Here is a 15,947-nt window from a genome sequence, read left to right on the forward strand (position 1 = left end):
CCTAGGTTCATCCAATCGCGGAAGGCCCGAAGGTCCCCTCCTTTCCCCCGTAGGGCGTATGCGGTATTAGCAGTCGTTTCCAACTGTTATCCCCCTCGACTGGGCAGATCCCTAGGCATTACTCACCCGTCCGCCGCTCGCCACCTCAGAAGTAAACTCCCTTGTGCTGCCGCTCGACTTGCATGTGTTAGGCCTGCCGCCAGCGTTCAATCTGAGCCATGATCAAACTCTTCAATTAAAGTTTTGTTGTTTGACTTTCGTCAAACGGCTCAATGAATTCTACTGTTTTGATTCGCTTTGCTCACTAAGAAGCATCGCGTTTCAATTCATACATTACTGTATGTACATATTACTATGAACACTCAATCACGCTTCTCGTTGAGGAGAATGACTTGAAAACATTGATTTAAATTTTTGACTGCCAACCCGAAGGCTAAGCAGTTTCGATTAACTCAACACCTGTGAGTGTCCACACAGATTTGCTTGATAAATTGTTAAAGAGCGTGGTTATCAGCTTATTCAGCGTTTAACCCTTGACCCCGCTGGGTCAGTGGATGCGCATTATAGGGATGTCAGATTTTACCGCAACCCCTTTGGCGCGAATAATTACGAAAAAACGATTCAAGCGCACACTTTTTGAACTAAAAGTGTGTTTTTACGCCAATATTATCGAATTTGTGCCGGATTAAGGCAAAAGATGAGGTTAACTCAGCGCTAGAAATGACAAGAGCCAACCTATTGGTTAGCTCTTTATCTCATGCGAGATAGCTTTACTTCTGATTTCTATCGAACAAGAGCGACAGCTGGCACAGCTTATATCGCAACCTTGGTTGACGAATCAGCCCATGATGAACTGATTATAAGTAGTAGAACTCCAACTAACCCACGCTTTTTAAGTAAGCTGGCACATCGGCAATACTGTCGAGTACCGCTGTGGCATCACTGTCATCGGCAATAACCTTACCACTGCGCACTAATATACGAGTAGTCACGCCCGCCGCTTTCGCAGCCTGCATATCTTCGGCTTTGTCGCCAACCATGACTGAGTGCGCTAAGTCGATTTTTAAGAATTGCGCCGCATCATTAAGCATACCCGGCTTAGGTTTGCGGCAATCACAATCGACCTTATATTCCCCTATACCTTTTTCGGCATGATGCGGGCAATAGTAAATACCATCGAGCTCGACCCCTTTGTCGGCAAAGTTCCAATCCATCCACTCCGTTAAGCTGTGGAATTGGTCTTCAGTATACATGCCACGGGCAATACCAGATTGATTAGTAACAACAACTAACTTGTAGCCCATTTCCTTTAAAGAGAGGCAAGATTCAAACACACCGTCAATATATTCGAAGTCATCCACTAGGTGGACATAACCATGGTCTTTGTTAATCACACCATCACGGTCTAAAAATACTGCTCGACTCACTGTAATACTCCCAAATCGCCTAAGGCGTTATAGCGCTATTATTCCATTCATTATCAGAAATTGCACCGCGAAGTTATGCTTTTAGCGCTAAATTGCGCGTTAGTGATATTTCGTGGCTGTACAGGCAAATCTCTATGCACAGCTTGTGTCTATGCGAGATAGCAATTGTCCCACCAAATTAGAGTCCCAAAAATCCAGCAGTGAAATGTGTAATTGCACTATTTTAATCAAAATACTCAATTGAAGAAGCTGAACAGCGTTTTTACAAATAATTGCCACCGTTGCCACCGTTGCCACCGTTGCCACCGTTGCCATCGAAGCCATCGAAGCCATCGAAGCCACTCGCAAGTAATGCGCTTCAAATCGTAAGAGAAAACCACAAATAAACCCCGTCTTTTGGGCATTGTTAGTCTCTTAGGTACTGCACTCAATCAAGCATTTCCCTTTATTTGTGGTGTTTTTAACGGTAATCTTGGGCAAATAACGAGAAAATACCCGAAATAGACGGAAATAATGAGTCGAACTACGCCTATCGTTCACAAAACCCGCACTCAGTTAGTTGTGGAAGTGCTCAGAGAGAGAATTCTTTCAGGTGACATAGCCGCAGGAGAACCCCTCAGACAAAGTGCCTTGGCTGAAGCGTTAAATGTCAGCCGTATTCCGGTGAGAGAAGCGTTATTGCAACTCGAAGCCGAAGGACTCGTTAAGTTTGAGCCCCATAAAGGTGCGACTGCGACCGTGTTATCCGTCGAACAAGTCACCGAACTTTTTGAATTACGTGCAATGATCGAAACCGATCTGCTTGCGAAAGCGATCCCACGACTTCAAGAGGCTGATTTAGAAAAAGCAGAACGTGTACTCGAACAATTGGAGTCGGCCTTCAAACATGAAGATGCCGTCGCCAGTTGGAGCGAGTTGAATACGCAATTTCACACTTGCTTATATCAGGCGGCTAATCGCCCACACACCCTTGAGGTTGTTCACGGCCTCAATACTAATTGTGATAGATACATTCGTTTGCAGTTATTGCTCGCGGGGGGAATTCCTGCCGCAGAGCATGAGCACAGGGCTTTGCTCAACCACTGCAAACTGAGAGAAACAGAAAAAGCGACGGCGCTACTGCGTCATCATATTCTGCATGCCGCAATGACAATTCGAGATCTCGTCGCCAAACAGGTGGTCTAGATCACGGACGGCCATTAGAGTTGCCGATAAGCTTTGTTGTCGATTCAAGGCAGCGCTCAGGTTCTGCCTTTTTTATTTGAGAGAAACCACCATGCAGTACGCCACTATCACAGGTTGGGGCAAATGTGTTCCACCAGCCACGCTGACCAACGATGATCTTGCTACCTTTATCGAGACATCCGACGAATGGATTAAATCTCGCACAGGGATCAGCCAACGCCATATCAGTCATGTAAATACCTCTGAACTTGCTTCAGTTGCAGCACAACGTGCGCTCGCAGCAGCGGGTATTGATGGCAGTGAAATCGACATGATCATTCTGGCCAGTGCCAGCCCAGACACTTTGATCCCAAATATTGCATCCACTGTACAAGCTAATATTGGCGCCAGTTGTGCCGCATTCGATATCAATGCTGCCTGCAGTGGCTTCTTATATGGATTAGGTTTAGCCAGCTCACAAATCAAGAGTGGCCAGAGCAAGAAAGTATTAGTCATTGGTGCTGAACGTTTATCTTTCTATTTAGATTGGTCGCGCCGCGAAACTGCAGTGCTATTTGGTGATGGTGCGGGTGCCGTTGTGGTTGAAGCGACAGATGTTGCCGGTGGCGTGCTCGGTTATGAGCTAAATAACGATCCTGAAGGTCGTGATATTCTGAAAGCAGGCTTTGGCACGGCGATGGACAGATTCTCAGCCGACTCATTGGACTTTTTCATTGAATTCGATGGCCAAGAAATCTTCAAGCGTGCGATTAACGGAATGAATAAATTGAGCACTAAAGTGCTTGAAAAATGTGGTGTTGATAAGGATGAAGTGGATCTCGTGATCCCGCATCAAGCCAACGAACGTATTATTGATACCTTAGTTAGCCGAATGAAAATCCCGAAAGAAAAAGCCTTCGTGAACATCGCTAATTATGGCAATACCTCGGCGGCAACGATTCCAATTGCTATTTGTGATGCGTTAGAACAAGGCATTATCAAGCCGAATCAAACCATACTCTCTTGTGCCTTTGGCGCAGGCTTAACCTCTGCCGCACTCTTGCTACAATGGGGAAATCGCGTCACACCTATCAATATCAGTGATGCCGAGTTACCGCCTTGCGATAAAACAGGCATAGAGTTAGTCAAACGCGCTGTAGATTATTTTTGTAAGCCGTAAACGGTTTCTGCAAAACGATTACATAGTGTTTCACTAAAACATAAAAGCCATCTTAATCGATGGCTTTTTTAGTATATGACTACAGAACTTATTCATTCAGCTTGCTAATGATCATCTCATCCCAATAGATAGCTTGATTAAAATGTTCGGCGAGTTTTTGATTTAACTCGTTAAAGCCTTTAACCACGCCTTCGCTGCCACTAATACAAGACCAGACAAATCGATGGCAATTATTGTCGAATAAATCATATTCCCGATACTGATAAATCGCCTGTTCAGCGCGGGGCAACACAGAGTCGGCAATAAGAGGCTGATGTTGGTGATTACAGGCAAGATAGATTTGGCTACCGGTCCGTCCCGCTAAAAAACGCTTTACCGATACAGCCCGCACCAGCCCTGAGCCATGTAACTCTACGAGGCAATCATCACCAAGCCAAATGCCAGTATGCTCAATCACGCCAAAAACATAACAACAGACGATACTGCCAGGAATTGGCGATACTTGTTTTAATCCCTTTTGCCATTGACTCGGCGGTGCCACCATAGCGCGATTGGCAACGGGGTACTTAGGGGCCTTACCGAGTAATCTGTCACGCTCAAGCTGTTGACGCTGCTCGCGCTCATCGGCCAGCAAAACCGCACCGATTACGGCACCACCCACCCAAAGTAAAGGTAACGGCATCATATTCTCCTACACTCTCAACTTAGTAGAGTGAAGTACAAGTTGGTTGGATTGCCAAGTTAACGGCAGGTTGAATTTGAACAGAGGATTAAATGTCAACTGAGTTTAGCTTGTCAGTGATTAACCTAAGATGAAATCAAAGTGAAATCAATCCATCTCAAATGGATTCACTCACCACAAAGAGTGATTTCTGTTAACACTGACTAAGTCGATTTTTGCAGTAAATCAGCCACAGTAAGCTTTGCTGCACCGCCCATGGCGGCCATTTGCGCGAGTAATAATTCCCCACAAGCTAAGGCATCGGTCAGCGCGCTATGGGCCGCATAAATAGGTAAACCATAACGCTCGCGACAAGCGCCAAGGCGCAAACTCCCCTCTTTAATCACTGAGTGCTCCCGTAGTAAACGGTGCTTTTCAACCATTAAAGTATCAATTGCAGGTAAAACAATGGCTTGATGATAAATCGTCAATAAATCCTGCTGTAAAAAACGACAATCTAAAGGGGCATGATGTGCCACCAGCACGCGTCCATAGGTTTGATTGATAAACCAGCCCATGGCTTCCTCAATGGTGACGGCTTGTACCAAATGATTATCAAGAATGCCGTGGATCGTCGCACTTTGGCCTACACTACCGCGAATTTGCACTAACTTTTGCTCGGCGCGTGCCAACGGGATCTCACCGCGCTCAATCGGCACCAATCCAATGCTGAGAATTTGGTCTTGCTGTGGATTGAGCCCTGTCATCTCCAAATCCATCGCCGTTAACGGCGCTTCGGATAACGGCATTGCCAGCAGAGGCAACAGCGACTGATAATAGCCTTTAAATAAATGATGTTGGCAACGCAGCGCCCGCCAATTGAGCTGAGTTTTCAGCAACAATGTATTCATATCAAAAGCTTCGCATAAATTTCATCTTCATCCCCGCCTGCGCCTCATGTACGACTTTAAAAGCGTCACGTAACTGATGACGAACCAGCGAAGATAAATGCCCAGGCAGCAAATAATTACTCACCTCTACCCCTTGATTATGTTGATAACCTTGGTTCGATAACCGCATATGGGCGATAAACTCATGGGCATCAGCCAAATTGAGCGCATCTTGCCGATTGAGAATATTCGCATCCATCAAGGCACGAATACGTTTTGCAGTATTCACTTCTTTAATACCCGCAGACAAGGCATAGACACGGGCAATATCGTTAATCAAAGCATTACCTTTATGCTTCAAATCTATGCCTTTAACTTCGCTACCATCCCGCTCGAGTACAAATTTGCGGAAAAATCCTAGCGGCGGTGACTCCACCAACGAATTGCCTGTCATACCCGCGAGGAAAATATCGTTATCGCGGGTTTGAGCCAAGACTTTATCCTGTAAGGCATCAAAAAGAGTTTGTGGACCGTAAACCGATCGCATATCGAAGAAGATGCTGGCGTGCATTAACGCCTTAGGCTCAGGCGTTATGACCCATTTTTCAAATACCTGTTGCCACTGTTTGAGTGACATCCGCCATTGGGGATTTTGCGCCATAATATTGCCGGGACAAAATTCATAACCGCATTGGTCAAGCCCTGCGCACACGGCATGGGTTAAGGCATCAAAATAACCTTTAGCAAAATCATCCATCTCTTCTGCGACTAACAAGCCATTATCTTGATCTGAACACGCAGCCTGATCTTGTCGTCCCTGCGAGCCAAATGCCAACCAGCAAAAGGCCATGGGCGGTTCACCGAGTAATTGCTGATTGAGCACAATTAATCGCCGCGTCAGCGCATCGGTGACAGAGGTTAACACTCGGCCAATTTCTTCAGCTCTGGCATCGGCACTAATAAGATTTTGCAGCAATAGGGGAATTTGCTTACTGACGCCAATTAAACTGGCAAGATCCTGCTGCCGTTCAATCTCACCAATCAACAGTAGCGGTTGTGAGCCCTGCCCGCGCAAGATGTCAGTACTGGTCACCATACCGATAGCTTTATCTTGATCGATAATAGGTAAGTGATGAATGTTATGCTCACTCATCAGCAGCATGGCTTCAAAAATCAAGGCATTGGAGGAGATCGAGATAGGTGAAACCGTCATGGCTTGATGCACAGCAACGCTGCCATCAAGCCCTGCTGCTAACACGCGATTACGCAAATCCTTATCGGTTAAGATGCCAACCAATTTATGATTATCCGTCACCAATAAGGACGATACTCGGCGATTTCGCATCAAGAGTGCCGCCTGAGTCACGCTAGCTTGGGCATCTATAACGATGGGAGTGGAAGACATCAAGGTACTTATCCGACTTGTGGTCGTCAGATCCTTTGCCTTAAAGCGGGCCTCATGGCGTAAACGCTTTGCGAAGGCGCGGGTAAAAAACTTATCGAAGTGACGACTCTCACTCCTAAGGCTATCAAACAAGGCTTGGGGCAGATGATAAACTAGACCGTCTTCAAGAATAGCGACTTTATTAACGACTTTTTCCCCTGATAACAAAGTAGAAAAGCCAAAAAACTCACCCTCGCCCACTCTATCCACCAACACGCCGTCAGGATCGCGCACTTCAAAGGCGCCGCTTCGCACCATATACAACTTAGGCGAATTCGCGTCGAAATTAACATAACCAGAGGCCTTGCTGTAATACCCAACAGTAACAGCCTTAGCGCAGCGCACGACTACATCCTCAGGCAGAGCATCAAAGGGCACAAGTCCCTGTAGAAATTGCACTACGGGTTGTAACTCACTGGCATTCATAGGCAACACCTTCTTTAGGCGAATTTTTACTGAGATGTCATCACTATAGCCTGCATTGTCGCTACGCTACATTCGACTAAAGTCAGCCGCAAGCATAATAAAGTGACTCCCCACAGAATCATAAAGGCTGGCCAAAAGAGCCATAAAAAAGAGCGCCGAAGCGCTCTCTTGTGTTGGTACTCACCATTACGCAGTAAGGTTAGTGGCCGCTTGCTTCACCCGAACCTTTAGGGAAACGAATCGATTCAACCATCTCCTGAACATGCAGTGGTGTTGCCGCAGTGACTCGACTCACTATCGCTGCCACACCGAAGTTCACTAACATGCCTACCATACCAATACCTTCTGGTGAAATACCCAGGAACCAGTTAGCAGCTATGTTAGCCGTTGGATCAACAAACTTGAAGTAGATGATATAACCAGCAGTAAACAGCAGACCCGTTAACATACCAGCAATCGCACCTTCTTTATTCATTGTCTTAGAGAAAATACCCATAACAATGGCAGGGAACAGTGAGGAAGCCGCTAATCCGAAGGCGAATGCCACCACTGCCGCCACGAAACCAGGAGGGTTCACCCCAAAGTAACCCGCAATCACAATGCCAATACCTGCCGCCAAGCGAGCATATAGCAGCTCTTTTTTATCGGAAAGGTTAGGCATTAAATTCTTTTTCAATAGGTCGTGTGAAACCGACGTTGAAATCACCAATAGCAAGCCTGCAGATGTTGATAACGCAGCTGCTAAACCACCCGCCGCCACAAGGGCGATAACCCAAGCTGGTAAATTAGCGATTTCTGGCGTAGCAAGTACGATAATATCGTTATCAATCTTCATTTCATTTTTGCTAGCGGGATCTTCAATCTTACCTGACGAATAGTAAATTTTACCGTCGCCATTTTTGTCATCCCACTTAATCAAACCGGTTTTTTCCCAGTTCTTAATCCAATCTGGTGCAGACTCATAAGCCACACCTTTAGAATCGGGACCGTTAATAGTTTCAATCATGTTCACGCGGGAGAACGCTGCTAACGCAGGCACTGTGGTGTACATAATCGCAATAAAAACAAGCGACCATCCTGCAGTGATACGTGCATCTTTCACCTTAGGTACAGTGAAGAAACGCACGATAACATGGGGTAAACCCGCAGTACCCACCATCAAGGCACCCGTAATACAGAACACATCTATCATGCTCTTAGAACCGTCGGTGTAAGGTGCAAAGCCGAGCTCAACCGAAACGTTATTGAGTTTTTCTAACAAATACACACCGCTATTATTGCCAGCGGCATCCAGTAACTCAGCACCAAAACCAATTTGCGGAACTAAGTGGCCTGTCATCATCACTGAAAGGAAAATAGCCGGAACCATAAAGGCGAAAATCAGTACGCAGTATTGGGCAACCTGAGTGTAGGTAATCCCTTTCATACCACCGAGTACCGCGTAGAAGAACACGACCGCCATACCGATATATACGCCAGTATCCACCTCCACTTCAAGGAAGCGCGAGAACACAACACCCACACCGCGCATTTGCCCTGCAATATACGTAAAGCAAATAAAGATGGCACAGATAACCGCTACAGTACGTGCCGCCTGTGAGTAATAACGCTCACCGACGAAATCTGGCACAGTAAACTTACCAAATTTACGTAAATACGGTGCCATACAAAGGGCAAGCAATACGTAGCCGCCCGTCCAGCCCATCAAGTACACGCTACCATCGTAACCGACGAAAGACACAATACCCGCTAACGAAATAAATGACGCCGCTGACATCCAATCTGCCGCCGTTGCCATACCGTTCACCACAGGGTGAACACCGCCGCCAGCAACATAGAACTCTTTGGTTGAACCCGCACGGGTCCAGATTGCAATCCCAATGTAGAGCGCAAATGAGAGCCCTACGATAATATATGTGAGTGTTTGAACATCCATCTCAAAGCTCCTTAGTCTTCTTGTACGTTATATTTTTTATCTAAGGCGTTGGCTTTTGCCGCGTAGACAAAGATAAGCGCAACGAATACATACATAGATCCCTGTTGTGCAAACCAGAAACCTAATTTGAATCCCATGAAATGGACTTCATTGAGTACATCAACCAATAAAATGCCGCATCCAAAAGAAACTGCCGCCCAAATGGCTAATAAGCTCAGTACGAGACGAATATTCTCGCGCCAATAACCCTTTGCCTTGTCGTTGTTTTCAAAACCCATAGTGACTCCCCTGTGCTGTTTTAATTTTAAGTCATGTTTAATCTAGCAACAGCTGGTGTGAGCACAATCACGACTTTCGTCTAACCCGTGATTCAAAACACTGTCTGCAAATAGCGAATAGAAACAAATTCAAAGAGTTAACAATGATATTACATTTTGATGCGGTTTTAACTTTTTTAACAGGTTAGACCAATGTCGAACATGAATGAGTGGGATGTGAATGGAGAAAGAGGATTTACAACCCATAAATAGAAATAACTTATTGTCTGAACTAGGGAAATTAGAAATTTAAATGACCTTTAATACGGCTCTAGACTGGTTAAAAATCAGATAATTGAGATTTTTAGCCTAGATTATTGAGAGTTTTAATCATGAGTTTCTCAATTAATTAGAGACGTTTCATTTCATCAAACCTAGGTCAGGTCAATTGCTTACCGTTTCATTTCCTCATGTTATTTCGTCAAAATGTTAGGGTTTGACTCACTGCCTCCTTGCAGGTTTACAACAAAAAATAACCCAGCCTATGCTGGGTTACTCAATCTACCTTGAGGAAACGTGACTAAGCGTTACTCGCAAAAAGCTACTTTCATCGCATGGTACATCGCGTGCCGTCCGTCTATAAAATGCCGTTACTTCGCAGCTAAAAACCTCACTAACGCCGCCAATTCTTCTGCGGTATGTGCGGTTGAGGTCAGCATATAACGGCCATTAACCAGTAATGACGGTACCCCCTTGATCCCAGCAAGCTCAGCTTGAGAGTCATAATTCATTAGGGTAAATTTAGCATCGACGGAATTCATCGCGGCATCGACATCATCCACCCTAGCGCCTTGGGCAAGGAAAAAGGCTTTTACTTGCCCAAGGGTGGTAAATTGCTCACCTTTCTCATGAATTTGCTTAAAAATGGCACCATGGGTTTGCTTAGTCATCTTTAATTTTTGCGCCATATAATAGGCAAACTGGCTCAATTCCCAAGCGGGACGACCTGCACCAACGGGTGTACGCTCAAAGGCCACATCTTTGCCAAGCAGCTTTACTGTCGACTCGATGAGCGGTTCTTGCTTATAACAATGTGTGCAGTTATAAGAAAAAAACTCCCGCAGCACTGGCTTTTGTGCTTCGGTAATGCCCGCCACAGTGACGTAATCCTTGCCTTCTTCGAAACTTGCAGCCTGCAGGGCAAAGCTGGCACTCAGCATTAATCCGCACGCAAATACTGCTATAGGTCGAACTCGATTAAACACGCTCATTATATTGTCTCTTTTTATTCGTCATTTGTTTAAATAAGGATTACACATTTGCTCAAGCAAATTTGGAACTCAAAGATAACCTAAAAGTTCAACTTTTACCTTTTACAGTAATGAACCTTTCTCAACATGCCGCTAGCATATCCAGCGGCGAAACATACTGATATCGAAAGCCTAAATCCGTGACAATCGCGTCAGCTTGGATGACTTTACTCGGCATAGATTGTTGATTAAATTCTGGCGCGACTAAACCTATAGATTCAGCAGCAGCTTGATAAAACTCAGCTTTAGTCGGATGTGAAGGTGCGCAAAGATTATAAATCGGCGCCACTGATAATCCAGAATGAGTTGCCGCGAGAATGGCGCTAACGGCGCGCACACAGTCGCTAAGATGGACTAAATTTACCGCGACATTCGCTCCACTCACATCGGTTTTTCCAGCAAGAAAACGCCCAGGATGACGTTTAGGACCGACGAGTCCAGCAAAACGAACGATACAGGTATGGGGCAATGCTTGAAATAAAGCTTCAGCATCTAACAGCACTTGGCTATCGCTTGATTCTGCCATCGCATCGGCTTCTGTCATCAATTTATCTTGGGTCGGATATACGCCCGTAGTGCTGATAAACACAATCCGCTGATATTGCCAGCCTTGAGTTAATGCGATGAGTTGTTGTAATTCTTCAAGATAAGCGGCATTACCACGCTTTAGCCGTGGAGGAATATTGACCACCAGATAATCAGTCTGAAATAAACCGCTTAACGCCTGAGCATCGGGGGCAGATGATGCTTCGTGGCCCAATTGCAGCGGATAGGCTTCAATCCCGACTTCAGTTAATACCGATAATTCTTCGGCACTGCGCTTACAGCCAGTGACTCGATAGCCTTCATGGACAAGTTGCTTTGCCAAAGCAAAACCAAACCAACCACAACCGACCAAAGCAACACTGGATTTTACTGCGCTGTTTTCTGCTTTTACATTCGCCATATTAGCCCTAAGGGAATCACATCAGCGGATAGAATACGGAACTTAGCGCATAAGATTCAAGCTTGTAGCGAACTAAAATAAAAACTAATCCCTTTATCGACTTGTAAGGTACGAATAGCACCCTCGGACAACTCTTCCGCCTTGATGGCTTTTTGTACTGTCACGCCTTCATTACTTAAAAAACGCAGCGATGGCTCACTACCATCCTCTTTGCAGGCCCACACTTGGGGTTGACTCACATCTTTAGTCGTCATCATGACTTTTGCGATACAGCCATCGGAGAGTTTCACTATGGTTCCTGGTGGATAAATACCGAGAATTTTAACCAAAATAGCGATTAAAGATTCAGCATGTTTAGTGGCCCGATTCTTAAACAAATAACCTAAAGCGACTTGAGGGGAAGATATTTGTTGACCACTGAGCTGTTGATCGTAGTCATTTGCCAAACTCACGATCTGCGTAATGATAGGAATTTTATGGTCAGTTAACCCATCAGGGAAACCTGAACCGTCAATAAACTCATGGTGGTGTAGCACAATGTGTAGTACTTCTTTAGGGAATAATCCGGAACGATTGAGCATGTCATAGGCGAAATTAGGGTGCATTTGCAGATAATTTGACTCATGAGGTGTTAAGGCTCCGCGCTTACGGCGAATAACATCAGGTACCTTAAGTTTTCCAATATCATGTAACAAACTACCAAGAGCAATATCACGCAGTTCCCTTGGACTTAAATCCAGTGCATGGCCCATCATCATTGCTAATACTGCCACGGAGACGCCGTGCTGGGTCACACTGACATCGTTATCATCCATTCCAACCAAAGTGAGGAAAGGTTTTTCAACTTCCTGTAGATGGCTGAGCAAGTCTTCTACCAGTGCCGCCGATAATCGATAGGCACCTTCGGGATCACTGGCTATCTTGCCAAATACATTTCGGCAGTTATTTACATTCTCAAGGAAACGCTTTTGGCTTAAACGTATCGCCTTACGGGTATCGGCCTTAAGATCTCGCTCAGGTGGAACTTCAATTTCATCTTCAACATCCTCATCTTCCCTAACAGTCTCCGAGCCGGGATTCAATTCAGATAACAAAAAAACATAGGGAACGCCTAAGCCACGGATCATTTCGATTTGAGCGGCACTGCTAATATCAACACGGTTAAATAAAAAAGGGTGGTTCGTCCATGACAAAGGCAACTTGACTCTCATGCCAAGTTGAATTTCTGACAGTAACAACTTTTTTTGAGGTACTTTTGCCACGCAATATGACTCCTTTCAAATGTAATGTGGATATAAACAGATGGCCTCATCTGCGTATCCAACAGGGCACATTTAAGCTAAGTACATATAACTATAGATGATTCAAAGCATTCAATGGAGAAATAAGGTAAAAATCCTTATCAAACTGAGGGATAGAACACATCGTCATGTGCCCCACCGCTCAGATCTAAATAAAGTTATTATATAACAATACGATAAAAACTAAGGCTGAAGTTCTTTAGCTTCTTCTTTTGGCCAATCACGGAGGTAATAACTGAGTCGCTTCGATTTAATAAGATAAATGCTCGACCAAAACAACATTAAAGCGTCTAAAGCAAGACTCCAATGAAACAGAAATTGGCCATGGATCAATCGCTGACCCAACAAGACGCCATCAATAATCAACAGCAACCACAACCCCCATTTTAAATGCACAAAAAACGGTCTTAACCATTCAGGCGAACGGCGACGTTCAGCAATCACCACAAGATAAATCAAAACCGCGCCAAGTCCCGCCCCGAGTGCTAGCAAAAAATCTGACTTTTCAGGGTAAAAAATCCGCACTAACTCAGAACGATCACCCATCTGAGTCAGCGAGGCGATAAAAATACACCAACCACGCGCGAGATAAGCCAAAAGCGCATATAAAAAGATGGGCGGTTTAATGTGGCCTTTATCATCGAGCCAAGTGATGTGACTAAAATTCAAATAGGTTTCCAATCAGCAAAATCTAAAACAGCATATCAAGGAGATGGTGCCAATCGTGGTTAATTCAATAGCCAAAGCAGATAATCTTTCCGCACCTTGATTATTTTCAGACAAAAAATAGCGCCTTGGGCCAGGCGCTATTTAATATCGGCTATTCGACGGTATTCCCCCCTCGATACAAGGCTGCAGTCGCTACAGCCAACATTGAATCAACATCAAGCCAACGCCCTCTCTGAAATGACGCCAATCAAGCGTTGGCCGCGAGAAGGGCTAACAACTCGTCTTCATCCATCACTTTAACACCAAGCTCCTGCGCTTTAGCCAGTTTTGAACCTGCCGCCTCACCTGCCACTAAACAATCGGTATTTTTGGAGACACTGCCTGCCACTTTCGCCCCCAGCGCCTGCAACTGCGCTTTAGCATCATTGCGATTGAGCTGATTTAAGGTGCCAGTCAATACCCAAGTTTGGCCTTTAAGCGGCTGAGCATCTGCACTAGGTGCTTGAATGGCGGGCCAATGAACACCAGCAGCAACTAAAGCATCAATAACTTCAAGGTTATGGGGCTGGGCAAAAAAATGGGCCACATGCTGGGCAACGACAGCACCAACATCTTCTACTTCAGTTAACTGCTCCACAGTTGCCTCCCGCAGCGCATCTAGACTGGCAAAGTGCGCCGCCAGGTTTGCTGCCGTCGCCTCGCCCACTTCGCGAATACCTAAGCCATATAAAAAACGCGCAAGAGTGGTCGTTTTGGCCGCTTCAATCGCGGCAGCTAAATTAGTTGCCGACTTCATCCCCATGCGGTCAAGCATAGTCATCATGGAAGCGGTGAGCTTAAACAGATCCGCAGGACTTTGAACTAACTCTTTATCAATTAATTGCTCAACGACTTTGTCGCCCATGCCATCGATATCTAAAGCCTTGCGGGATGCAAAATGCTTAATCGCTTCTTTACGCTGCGCTTCGCAGAATAAACCACCGCTACAGCGAGCCACAGCCTCACCTTCTAGGCGCTCGACTAAACTGCCACACACAGGGCAATTATGCGGAAATACAATGTCTGTCGCCGTTTTAGGGCGTCTTTCGGGCACTATGGCAACAATTTGTGGGATCACATCGCCAGCGCGGCGGATGATCACAGTGTCACCGACTTTAATGCCTAAGCGGGCAATTTCATCGGCATTGTGCAGCGTCGCATTTGATACCGTCACGCCGCCAACAAACACTGGCTTTAAGCGTGCTACTGGTGTCACGGCACCTGTGCGCCCTACTTGAAAATCAACGCCTTCGAGCAGAGTCATTTCTTCCTGTGCAGGGAATTTATAGGCAATCGCCCAGCGGGGAGATTTAGCCACAAAACCTAAACGTTGCTGCTGGGCAATGTCGTTAACTTTCATCACTACGCCATCGATTTCAAAGGCTAAATCACCGCGACGGCTGAGAATATCTTTGTAGTAGTCATAGACTTGGCTTAGTTCAGCGCAGACTTTAATTTCGCTACTTACGGGTAAACCCCACGATTTAAGCTGCTGTAACTGCTCGAAATGGGTTTTAGCTAACGGATGGGAATCCGGCTCCACCACACCGAGCGCATAGGCATAAAAAGCCAATGAACGGGCAGCAGTAATTTTACTGTCAAGTTGTCGCAAGCTACCGGCTGCTGCGTTACGCGGATTAACAAAAAGTTTTTCATCTTTGGCGCGCGCCCTGTCATTCAAAGCTTCAAAAGCGGCTTTTGGCATAAAAGCCTCGCCGCGTACTTCAACGAGTTCAGGGAAGTCATTACCACGTAATTTAAGCGGGATCGATTTAATGGTTTTAACATTTTCAGTGATGTCTTCACCCACTGAACCATCGCCGCGCGTCGCCGCACGCTCGAGCACACCATGGCGATACAAGATACTCACGGCAAGGCCATCGAGTTTAGGCTCACAACAAAAGCTCACCTCACCGACTTTATCGGTGACACGCTTATGGAAAGCACTGAAATCCGCCTCATCGAAGGCATTATCTAAACTCAACATAGGCTTAAGGTGCGTGATTTGATCAAATTTGGCGAGCGCTAATCCGCCCACCCTTTGAGTCGGTGAATCAGCGACAATCAAATGGGGATACAAGGCTTCTAACTTGAGTAAACACTGCATCAACCTGTCGTACTCAGAATCGGTAATGCTCGGAGCATCGTCCACATAGTAACGAATGTTGTGCTCGTTCAGCGATTGGCTGAGCGCCTGCATCACCTGCGATGCGTTTTCTGGGGTGACGTCTTTAGACAGAAGTGTATCGATTTGAATGTCTTGCATATTCTTTATCCAGAATTCTTTAGATCACAAA

Annotated in this window: 13 protein-coding genes and 1 rRNA gene; 2 read left to right on the forward strand and 12 right to left on the reverse strand. The window is 45.6% G+C overall.

Going from position 1 to position 15,947, the window contains the following annotated elements; translation table 11 throughout:
* Positions 1-238 (reverse strand): 16S ribosomal RNA (locus tag L5M10_RS00960); the annotation flags it as partial.
* A 640-nt stretch (positions 239-878) separates the two neighbouring features.
* Complete coding sequence (gmhB, locus tag L5M10_RS00965; protein WP_263254678.1) at positions 879-1,427, reverse strand: D-glycero-beta-D-manno-heptose 1,7-bisphosphate 7-phosphatase; 549 nt, start codon at positions 1,425-1,427, stop codon at positions 879-881.
* A gap of 513 nt (positions 1,428-1,940) precedes the next feature.
* On the opposite strand from gmhB, the gene L5M10_RS00970 reads away from it, so the two are divergent.
* Positions 1,941-2,612, forward strand: coding sequence for a GntR family transcriptional regulator (locus tag L5M10_RS00970; protein WP_028760950.1), 672 nt, complete (start codon positions 1,941-1,943; stop codon positions 2,610-2,612).
* Between the two features lie 91 nt (positions 2,613-2,703).
* Positions 2,704-3,771 (forward strand): ketoacyl-ACP synthase III, encoded by a 1,068-nt coding sequence (locus L5M10_RS00975; protein WP_028760951.1) that lies wholly within the window; start codon positions 2,704-2,706, stop codon positions 3,769-3,771.
* An 88-nt stretch (positions 3,772-3,859) separates the two neighbouring features.
* On the opposite strand, the gene L5M10_RS00980 is transcribed toward L5M10_RS00975, so the two are convergent.
* From L5M10_RS00980 to ligA, 10 genes are all read right to left on the reverse strand, one after another.
* Positions 3,860-4,453: a lecithin retinol acyltransferase family protein gene (locus L5M10_RS00980; RefSeq protein WP_263200595.1), complete on the reverse strand. Its 594-nt coding sequence runs from the start codon at positions 4,451-4,453 to the stop codon at positions 3,860-3,862.
* Between the two features lie 203 nt (positions 4,454-4,656).
* The gene (locus tag L5M10_RS00985) at positions 4,657-5,343 is read right to left on the reverse strand and encodes an exonuclease domain-containing protein (RefSeq protein WP_263254679.1); all 687 of its coding nucleotides are present in this window, start codon (positions 5,341-5,343) and stop codon (positions 4,657-4,659) included.
* 1 nt (position 5,344) lies between these two features.
* On the reverse strand, positions 5,345-7,192 hold the full coding sequence (locus tag L5M10_RS00990) for a DUF294 nucleotidyltransferase-like domain-containing protein (RefSeq protein ID WP_173497354.1): 1,848 nt from the start codon (positions 7,190-7,192) through the stop codon (positions 5,345-5,347).
* Between the two features lie 199 nt (positions 7,193-7,391).
* Positions 7,392-9,128 carry a sodium:solute symporter family protein gene (locus L5M10_RS00995; protein WP_028760955.1) on the reverse strand — a complete coding sequence of 579 codons (1,737 nt, stop codon included), beginning with the start codon at positions 9,126-9,128 and terminating at the stop codon, positions 7,392-7,394.
* 11 nt (positions 9,129-9,139) lie between these two features.
* Complete coding sequence (locus tag L5M10_RS01000; protein ID WP_006082142.1) at positions 9,140-9,406, reverse strand: DUF4212 domain-containing protein; 267 nt, start codon at positions 9,404-9,406, stop codon at positions 9,140-9,142.
* Between the two features lie 629 nt (positions 9,407-10,035).
* Positions 10,036-10,656 carry a thiol:disulfide interchange protein DsbA/DsbL gene (locus L5M10_RS01005; protein WP_263200491.1) on the reverse strand — a complete coding sequence of 207 codons (621 nt, stop codon included), beginning with the start codon at positions 10,654-10,656 and terminating at the stop codon, positions 10,036-10,038.
* A gap of 121 nt (positions 10,657-10,777) precedes the next feature.
* The gene (locus L5M10_RS01010; protein WP_263200493.1) at positions 10,778-11,641 is read right to left on the reverse strand and encodes an NAD(P)-binding domain-containing protein; all 864 of its coding nucleotides are present in this window, start codon (positions 11,639-11,641) and stop codon (positions 10,778-10,780) included.
* Positions 11,642-11,697: 56 nt separating this feature from the next.
* Positions 11,698-12,903 carry an HD-GYP domain-containing protein gene (locus L5M10_RS01015; protein WP_173244162.1) on the reverse strand — a complete coding sequence of 402 codons (1,206 nt, stop codon included), beginning with the start codon at positions 12,901-12,903 and terminating at the stop codon, positions 11,698-11,700.
* Between the two features lie 222 nt (positions 12,904-13,125).
* Positions 13,126-13,611, reverse strand: a complete 486-nt coding sequence (locus L5M10_RS01020) for a DUF2919 domain-containing protein (protein ID WP_263254680.1) — start codon at positions 13,609-13,611, stop codon at positions 13,126-13,128.
* Between the two features lie 247 nt (positions 13,612-13,858).
* Positions 13,859-15,916, reverse strand: coding sequence for an NAD-dependent DNA ligase LigA (gene ligA / locus L5M10_RS01025; RefSeq protein WP_263254681.1), 2,058 nt, complete (start codon positions 15,914-15,916; stop codon positions 13,859-13,861).
* Positions 15,917-15,947: the final 31 nt, after the last annotated feature.

It is taken from the genome of Shewanella sp. SM32, assembly GCF_025654235.1.
In the GTDB taxonomy this organism is placed as follows: Bacteria; Pseudomonadota; Gammaproteobacteria; order Enterobacterales; family Shewanellaceae; genus Shewanella; species Shewanella oncorhynchi.

Excerpts from the sequence above, each read along its gene's own strand:
- L5M10_RS01000 (WP_006082142.1), bottom strand. The coding sequence starts at position 9,406 with ATGGGTTTTGAAAACAACGACAAGGCAAAGGGTTATTGGCGCGAGAAT.
- L5M10_RS01005 (WP_263200491.1), bottom strand. The coding sequence starts at position 10,656 with ATGAGCGTGTTTAATCGAGTTCGACCTATAGCAGTATTTGCGTGCGGA.
- L5M10_RS00980 (WP_263200595.1), bottom strand. The coding sequence starts at position 4,453 with ATGCCGTTACCTTTACTTTGGGTGGGTGGTGCCGTAATCGGTGCGGTT.
- L5M10_RS00970 (WP_028760950.1), top strand. The coding sequence starts at position 1,941 with ATGAGTCGAACTACGCCTATCGTTCACAAAACCCGCACTCAGTTAGTT.
- L5M10_RS00985 (WP_263254679.1), bottom strand. The coding sequence starts at position 5,343 with ATGAATACATTGTTGCTGAAAACTCAGCTCAATTGGCGGGCGCTGCGT.
- L5M10_RS00995 (WP_028760955.1), bottom strand. The coding sequence starts at position 9,128 with ATGGATGTTCAAACACTCACATATATTATCGTAGGGCTCTCATTTGCG.
- L5M10_RS01010 (WP_263200493.1), bottom strand. The coding sequence starts at position 11,641 with ATGGCGAATGTAAAAGCAGAAAACAGCGCAGTAAAATCCAGTGTTGCT.
- ligA (WP_263254681.1), bottom strand. The coding sequence starts at position 15,916 with ATGCAAGACATTCAAATCGATACACTTCTGTCTAAAGACGTCACCCCA.
- L5M10_RS00975 (WP_028760951.1), top strand. The coding sequence starts at position 2,704 with ATGCAGTACGCCACTATCACAGGTTGGGGCAAATGTGTTCCACCAGCC.
- L5M10_RS00990 (WP_173497354.1), bottom strand. The coding sequence starts at position 7,192 with ATGAATGCCAGTGAGTTACAACCCGTAGTGCAATTTCTACAGGGACTT.